The sequence below is a fragment of the Amycolatopsis sp. cmx-11-51 genome, from assembly GCF_047608665.1.
GTDB lineage: Bacteria > Actinomycetota > Actinomycetes > Mycobacteriales > Pseudonocardiaceae > Amycolatopsis.
Window position 1 is genome coordinate 33839 of the sequence record NZ_JADNQO010000030.1, and the last position, 7656, is coordinate 41494.

A 7656-nucleotide genomic window follows, 5' to 3' on the forward strand; every position below is an offset into this window, starting at 1 on the left:
TAGTCAGAACCAGGCCTGGATACACCATCTGGGACGGGGTCAGACTTCCGACCATGTCGACAACCCCTACCGCACCACTTGCCGGGCGGCAAGCACTGATCACCGGTGCCGCGTCCGGAATCGGTGCCGCTACCGCCCGTCGTCTCGCCGAAGACGGTGCTCGTGTCGTTCTCGTCGCCCGTCGTGCCGACCGCCTGAAGGCACTCGCCGACGAGATCGGCGACCAGGCCGTAGCGATACCGGCAGATCTCACCGATCGGCACGCTGTCGAAGCACTCGGCGATCGTGTCAACCTCAAGACCGTCGATCTCCTGGTCAACAACGCCGCCGTCATGCTCCCCAATCCACTGACCGAGGGTCGCGACGAAGAATGGCGGCAGATGCTCGACCTGAACGTAAGCGCGGTTCTCCACACGACTCGCACACTGCTCCCCAGTCTCCAAGCCGCAGCTAGCGCCGGGAGGGCCGCAGACGTCGTCAACGTCTCCAGTACCGGCGCTGACGTCCCCGTCTCCGCATTCGCCGTCTACGGCGCGACGAAGGCCGCACTGTCCTATCTATCCCGAGCTCTACGTGTGGAACTCGCCGCCACGGGACTTAGAGTCACCGACGTCAAACCCGGTGGCGTTGCCACCGAACTGTTCGAACACACCACTCATACCGGCATCCGCGATCGGCTCGCCTCGGCGGTCCGTAGTGGGAAACTGCTCGATCCGGCTACCGTCGCTGACGCGATCGCTTACGCGGTGAGCCGTCCGGTGGGGACCTGCCTCTCCCAGCTCACGGTGATGCCGTCTGCCCAACCGCAGTAGGACGACGAGGTGACCGTCTTCGCTGTGTTACCACCGAGCGGTCCTACAGGGTTGCTGCCCCGAGATTCACGCGTATAGGCTGCTCAGCCCCGACGCCGATCCCTGCCACCTCACTGTTCACGCATCGATAAACAGACAAGTATCGAAGTGCCATATTCCGCATCAGCGAGCACTTGAGGTGTAATTCGGGTTGGGGTGGTTAGGCCTGTCATGCTGACAGGTGAAGGCCTCCACATGTGAGTGGAGCTGTCTGGGAACTGTCGAGCAGGACTGAAGCTGTCCGCAGACGGCGAAAGTCGTCATCATCGCCACGAACATCGCCAGGAAATGGACTCAGTGTTCACTGCTCCGAAAGAGCTCAGCTCGATCCGGTTGTTCATCCCGGACTGCCCGCAACGCCGTGCAACGACGAAATCGAAGCGTCCGCTGGAAAACGCCGTCGGCAGGGCCCCACCCGTTTGGCAAGCAACAGGTTGAGCTTGTTAAAGACGGCAAAAATCGGGTCAACCGCTGTCGGGCGCGTATATACTGAATTCGTGCCCGACTTGCACTGCGACCCGTCTGCCCCGCTGCACGAAACTTCCGAACTACTTGCCGTCCGTCCCGGTGTGACGATTTCCCGTTGCTCGTTCGAAAACGCCGAGGGCGGCCGCGTCACAGGATACTTGGTCGAGCCCGACGGCACACCCAGGGCGGGCGTGCTGTACATGCACACCACCAGTGGCACGGAGGGGTTCCTGCCGGAGGCGATCGCGCTGGCCAGATCGGGCGGGATCGGATTGTGCTTGCAGTTCCAGTACGTCGATGACGACCAGGTGGCCGCGATCCGCCGGTCGATGCTGGCCCTGCGTCGGGGCGCGGATCTGCTGCTGGGCCGGACAGATCGGATCGCGGGTGTCGGGCACAGCGGTGGTGCGATGATGATGGCGGTGATTGCCGGGCTCGACCAGCGGTTTGCGTGTTTCGTACTCGAAGTGCCGATGGCGGGCCTGACGCATCACTGGCGCAACACCCACCACCCCGAGGTCGCACGGATGCGGGCGTCGTTGCCGCCGGAGTTGTTCGAGCGGACCCTGGCCGAGATGGCGCCGTACGACGCGGAACATTTCATCGGTGACGTGCGAGTCCCAGTGCTCTACCAGTTCGCGCGGTTCGACATCGGTGTCACCGCGGCGGAGTCCGAGGAGTTCTACGCGATGGCGCCGCAGCCCAAGCAGCAGCGATGGTACGACTCGGGGCACGTGATCAACGACGTGGCCGCGTATGCCGACCGGGCTGAGTTCCTGACTGAGCACCTCGGGCTCACCAGGAGCTGAGCTCGGCCAGAGCAGTGCTGACGCATGCGTCGCACCAGTCAGGTCAAGGTTCATCGGTCCGATGCGGGACCGGATGCCGGTCAAGGCAGCCTTGGCCGGTGACCACACGCTTTCTCCGACTTCGCAGACGGTGCCGATGCCGTCGCAACCCCTGTGCTGATGGCGAGGCAAAGATCTATCGCCGCGCTTGGGTCCGGATGAGCTGTAGGCGTTGATCCCAGAATTGAGTCACGTCAGCGGGGCCCCGCCCGGTAAACGATCGTGTGACGTTCCCCGAGATCGTGTTCATGTTGACATCGTTGTCCAACGTAAGCAGGCCTGCTGCGGGATACCACGTCTATTCCGGCGCGATTTGCAGCTCAAAACCCTCGGAAGACGCCGTCGTCGTCTGCCGCGCGGGCGAACTCGTCCCAGTCCATGTTCGCCAAGGAAATGTTGTTCTCGATTGACCACAACTCTCTAGAGATAACTCTTAGCTGTTCAGTTTGCTGGCCACCTCGGTATATGCACAGTAACGGCTGGCCGAAATCAGACAATGCCCGTCTGTCGGCGACGATGAAGAGCGAATGTGGACCGATCAACGGCAGAAGCTGCTCGGCGGTCATGTCGCGATAGGCTTGGTCGTCCACAAAGTGCACATGCGCCAGGAAGTCGTCCTCGTTCGGTGTCTCCACCGCCGTTCGCAATGCCTCCCAGCGAGCCGGATCGGAGAAATCCGTGCGAATCAGCGGAGTTCCGACAGCTTCAGGCTGACTTTTCATGGCGACGTCCTTTCACTTCTCGCGCATGCGACATGCCAGTTAGCTGAATTTCAGAGACACCCGCGCTCCTGTCTGCCACCTTAGCTCCAGAACGGCCGGGAGGGAATACCGGGCGGCCTGTCCTCCGCGTTTTGCCCTGCCTGCTCGTTATAGTGGCGTTCGATAATCAGGGCCGCGGTGCCGGCCGAAACTCGGGCGGGGGCGGAGTCCTGCGGGACGCGCTGGACACGACGGTACATGGGGAAGGTTCCAGCAGGCCCCGTCACGGGCCAGGGTCGGCGTCGGCCAGCAGGCGTCCAGGCTGGCTTGGCTTGCCAAGCCAGCCTGGAAATCCTCCAGAACCGGTCGGTGGCGATATCGGACACGACGACCGGTTCCCGCCGGCGTGGGCGGCAGTACCGCACGAACCGGCCGAGGCCGGCGCTCTGTGCTCACCCCACACACCGCGCCGACTGATCACCGCCCCAGGCGACCATCGAACCTGCACCTCGGTACACGATTCTTCCGCCGTACCGCCAGAGCGTAGAGAAGTTCGATGTGGGCTTGAAGCAGATACCGCGATCCGCAGCCGGCCGACACGTGACCACGACCTGTTCTGCGGTCCCATCCCATCGCTCGTCAATGCGTGACCGGCGCATCAGCATCTCCGGCGACCTACGACCACGCGAATGCCCTCAGTCAAGACGCGGGTGTAGCCGGAGCTGGGCCACAAGCACACCGAAGCTGCCGTTCTCCAGTCCTGGATCAGCGCCGGCGAACAAGCACGACTCGCGAGTCCGACCACCTACGGCATCCATCCAGCCGACGGCGCAGGGGAACGATGGCGTGACGTCGCACTCGAAAGCCACCGCCTCCGCAGGAGTCGACATCTCGTCCGGAGACACGGCCGCCCGCATCATCAGCTCCGCGATTTCCAGGGAGAAAGCGCAACGCCGGTGACGAAGTTCAGCCCATCTAGAGGCGGGCCTTCGTCAGCAGCGGCGAAGTGAGCTGTACCGATTGAATTCGGCAACGTTCCCCTTGGTTCCTGAATGAAAGGTACCGGCACCCGCACTGTTGTCATAGTTCTTGTTGACATACATGCAGAACGAGCTCGAATTCCTGTTGTTCCAACTCCTCGTACGATCATCGAAATTCTGCAAGGACAAGTCCGGTGAACCAACCTGAAAGAGTGCCATGGCACCTTGTCCGTCATCTCCCGCGAACAGGCACATATACCCCGCCGTACAGCGGTCATATCCCGTCGCAGCGTCCGCCGACGGCACGGTGACCAGCACACCGGCCAAAGCGATCACCACGATGCCAAGACCTCTCTTGAAGAACGACATCTGTTTTCCTTTCCTTGATCCAGCGCAGAGACTTCTGCGGTTCATGTCCAGGCGAAGATCGTTGCGCCATTCTCGCCTAGCGGTATCGATGCGAGCATGACAAAGGTCAGCGCCTCCGGAAGTACCGAGTACGTCGGTGAAGCCACCCACTCCCCCGACGCGACGACACCGGTCGCGCGGAGCGCTTCATTCAGGTGTGCTGCCGAGGCACCGGTAGGAAACCCTCGATCTGACGGCCGTGGCCACTAAGATCACCGCAGGGGCGATCGCTCGATCCGAGGACGTCTGCGAGATTCAGCCTTGTCCTGCACCGCGGGAAAAGCAATGTCCTTTTGATGCGATCTGCTCGACTCACGATGCACTATCGGACATCACCGCGCGTCACGCTCTCACAGCGGCGCCAGGCGGTGCCAGTGTGCGGCGAGGATCAGCGACCAGGTCGCCCGGCGCGGCATCGTCCTCCCCCGTCGCAGCGCGATTTAGCGCGAGCATGGTGCCGAGACGTTTACGGCGAAGTCCGGAACTGCATGAATGTGCTGGGATTGTCAGGGCGGCGGCCAACCCGATCATTTCGCTCGCGTGACGCAAGTCACTAATTCGAGGCCGGGGTAGCGCCCAATAAGACACAGGGTTTTGGCATCCCCGCTTCTTCGCGTGCCCGACGGAACTCATAGCGAAGGCCCCCTGTGTCGCACCCCGTGGTCAGACGACGAGGGGGGCGGCGACCTTGAGTTCGTCGTGTTCCGTGCGCATCGGCGGCGTGGACGTACGCGACATGGCCTCGGAGCAGCTGCTGGCGTCGATGGCGTTGGTGTTCCAGGACGTCATCCTGCTGCGCGACACCATCACCGAGAACATCCAGATCGGCCGCCCCGGGGCCACCGACGAGCAGGTGCGCGCCGCCGCTCGGGCCGCGCGTGTGGACGAGGTGGTCGAGCGGCTGCCGCACGGCTACGACACCGTCCTCGACGCTGTCGGCGGCGGCCTCTCCGGCGGCGAGCGGCAGCGGCTGACCATCGCCCGCGCCATTCTCGCCGACGCGCCGATCGTGGTGCTGGACGAAGCCACCGCCGCGCTCGACCCGGACAGCGAGGCCGCTGTGCAGGACGCGCTGGCCACTCTGATCGTGGGCCGCACGGTCGTCGTCATCGCCCACCGCCTGCACACCGTCGCCACCGCCGACCGGATCGTCGTGCTCGATGGCGGCCGCGTCGTGGAGACCGGCGACCACCCCACCCTGCTCGCCCACGACGGCCTCTACCGCCGCATGTGGGCCGCCCAGCAGAACGGAGACGACTCGTGATCGGCCGCCTGCACCGGCTCCACCCGCACCCGTCCGACCTGGCCAAGGTCATCGGCGTGCACGGCACGATGGCGATCCTGCAAGGGCTCATCCTCGCCTTGCTCGTTCCCGTCCTGCGTGCGCTGCTCCAGCCAGAGCCCGACATCGACGCAGCCCTGCCGTGGCTGCTGCTGGGTGCGGCTGGGGTGACCGTTTACTGGGTGCTCAAGGCGGTCTCCACCCCGATCGACTTCGCCGTCAGCATGCGGATCGCCGCCCAGGTGCGCAACCGGCTGATGGCGCACGTGACCAAGCTGCCGCTGGGCTGGTTCACCTCCAGCGCCAAGGCCAAGCTCTCGCGCACCATCACCACCTCGGCCGGGGCGGTGGCGCACCTCGGCGTCACCTTCGGCCCACCCACCATCAGCGGCGCGCTGGTCCCGCTCACCGTCGTCGCAGTGGTGTTCTTCGTGGACTGGCGGCTCGCACTGCTGCTGCTCCTGGTGCTGCCTGCGGCCTTCCTGGCGCTGCGCCGCTCCGGTCGCATCGTCGCCGAGGTCGACCGCGACCTGGAGAAGGCCGCGGTCGAGATCGCGGGCCGGGCGATCGAGCTGGGTCAAGCGCAACCGGTGCTGCGCGCCGCCGGGCTGGGCCGAGTGGGCAGCGGACGGATGCGCGCCGCCCTGGACGAGCACCGCGCCAGCTACCGCCGCGGGCTGCGCCGCACCGTGTTCCCGGACCTCTCCTACACCGGCGTCATCATGCTCGGGTTCACCGCGGTCCTGATCATGGGGACGCATTTCCTGCTCAGCGGCCAGCTCCCGGTCGCCGACGCGGTCGCCCTGCTCGTGCTCGCCGTTCGGTTCCTGGAGCCGCTGGGCACGCTGACCGAGCTGATGGGCGTGTTGCACGCGATGGACAACGCGACTACGCGCGTGCAGGACATCTTCGCCGAGGAGCCGCTGCCCGACTCGGCGAACCCGATATCGGACAAGCGTGACGCGGGCATCGAGTTCGCCGGGGTCACCTACTCCTACGGCCCCGAGGGCAGGCCCGCGCTGTCGGACGTGTCCTTCCGTGCGCGCCGGGCACGACGACCGCGCTGGTCGGCCCTTCTGGCTCGGGCAAGACGACGGTCACCCGGCTCGTCGCCCGTTTCTTCGACCCGGACCAGGGCTCGGTTCGCGTCGGCGGCGTCGATGTCCGCGACCTCGACCCGGCCGCGCTGCTGGACGACATCGCCATCGTCTTTCAGGACGTCTACCTGTTCGACACGACCATCGAGGACAACCTCCGCCTGGCCCGCCCCGACGCCACCGACGACGAGCTGCACGCCGCGGCCCGCGCCGCCCGCCTGGACGAGGCGGGCTCGGCCCTCGACCCGGAGAACGAGGCCATGGTCAGCGAAGCCATCGCCAATCTGACCACCGACCCCGACCGCACGGTCATCGTCATCGCCCACCGTCCGGCCACCCTGGCCACGGCCGACGCGGTGGTCGCGCTCGACGCGGGCCGAGTGGTCGAGCAGGGCACCCCTGTCCAGCTCCGCGAGACCGGGGGAATGTTCGCCCGTGTGTACGCCCAGTACGAGACGACGAAGAATGGCTCATCCAGCTCCCTCGGTGCCTCGATGACGAGAGCATTCCGCTTCCACTCCGCGTCGCAGGTGCTCTTACCCTGCTCTACGGAATCTCAGTCACCACGATTGTGCAGCTACGCCGTGAGCATGTGGGTATAACTGCCTCCGGGAGCGCGCTGATAACACCGACCGCAAGCTCGCGCTGCCGCCTCGGCTAACTGTTCTCCTGCAACGTCTCCTGGCTCAACCTCCCGTAGCTCGGGGCGTCCTGGGGCTGGCCGAACATGCATCGCCGCTGCTGTTTGCTGGGACAACAGTCCTGCGGCCGATGGCGGCCAACGCCCTGTGCGCACGCAGGGCCGGTCAGGAATAACCGTGCTCCCAGCTCGCAACAGCGCGGTCTCGCGTAGCAGGACCCTAGTACTCCAGCCGCACTGGAGTACTAGTACTCCAGCCGCACTTTGTGATTGATGGCTTGTCTTCGCTGGTAGTGGGCTTGTCGGGCTCGGTGTTGGTGGCGTCGGCGCCAGTGTGACCATGTCCAGGTCACGGCGCGGTCGGGCGCGGTGGTGATCAGG

The 7656-nt window shown here is 65.0% G+C and carries 6 protein-coding genes and 2 pseudogenes; 6 read left to right on the forward strand and 2 right to left on the reverse strand.

Annotated elements, in window-relative coordinates; translation table 11 throughout:
• Nucleotides 1–53: 53 nt before the first annotated feature.
• Together ACM6LU_RS38490 and ACM6LU_RS38495 are read left to right on the forward strand one after the other, a co-directional pair.
• Nucleotides 54–812, forward strand: a complete 759-nt coding sequence (locus ACM6LU_RS38490; RefSeq protein WP_414942796.1) for an SDR family oxidoreductase — start codon at nt 54–56, stop codon at nt 810–812.
• Between the two features lie 536 nt (nt 813–1348).
• On the forward strand, nt 1349–2128 hold the full coding sequence (locus ACM6LU_RS38495; protein ID WP_414942797.1) for an alpha/beta hydrolase family protein: 780 nt from the start codon (nt 1349–1351) through the stop codon (nt 2126–2128).
• Between the two features lie 359 nt (nt 2129–2487).
• Here the strand turns inward: ACM6LU_RS38495 and ACM6LU_RS38500 are convergent, their stop codons facing one another.
• A complete protein-coding gene (locus ACM6LU_RS38500; RefSeq protein ID WP_414942798.1) occupies nt 2488–2889 on the reverse strand; it encodes a DUF6924 domain-containing protein in 402 nt (133 codons plus the stop codon).
• 971 nt (nt 2890–3860) lie between these two features.
• The gene (locus ACM6LU_RS38505; RefSeq protein WP_414942799.1) at nt 3861–4217 is read right to left on the reverse strand and encodes a peptidase inhibitor family I36 protein; all 357 of its coding nucleotides are present in this window, start codon (nt 4215–4217) and stop codon (nt 3861–3863) included.
• Nucleotides 4218–4962: 745 nt separating this feature from the next.
• Between ACM6LU_RS38505 and ACM6LU_RS38510 the strand changes: the two genes are divergently transcribed.
• From ACM6LU_RS38510 to ACM6LU_RS38525, 4 genes and pseudogenes are all read left to right on the forward strand, one after another.
• Nucleotides 4963–5520, forward strand: a complete 558-nt coding sequence (locus tag ACM6LU_RS38510; protein WP_414942806.1) for an ATP-binding cassette domain-containing protein — start codon at nt 4963–4965, stop codon at nt 5518–5520.
• 68 nt (nt 5521–5588) lie between these two features.
• Nucleotides 5589–6308: pseudogene (locus ACM6LU_RS38515) on the forward strand (ABC transporter transmembrane domain-containing protein); the annotation flags it as partial.
• A gap of 293 nt (nt 6309–6601) precedes the next feature.
• Nucleotides 6602–6802, forward strand: a pseudogene (locus ACM6LU_RS38520) (ATP-binding cassette domain-containing protein); the annotation flags it as partial.
• Nucleotides 6803–6895: 93 nt separating this feature from the next.
• Nucleotides 6896–7237, forward strand: coding sequence for a hypothetical protein (locus tag ACM6LU_RS38525; RefSeq protein ID WP_414942800.1), 342 nt, complete (start codon nt 6896–6898; stop codon nt 7235–7237).
• The last annotated feature ends 419 nt before the right edge of the window (nt 7238–7656 follow it).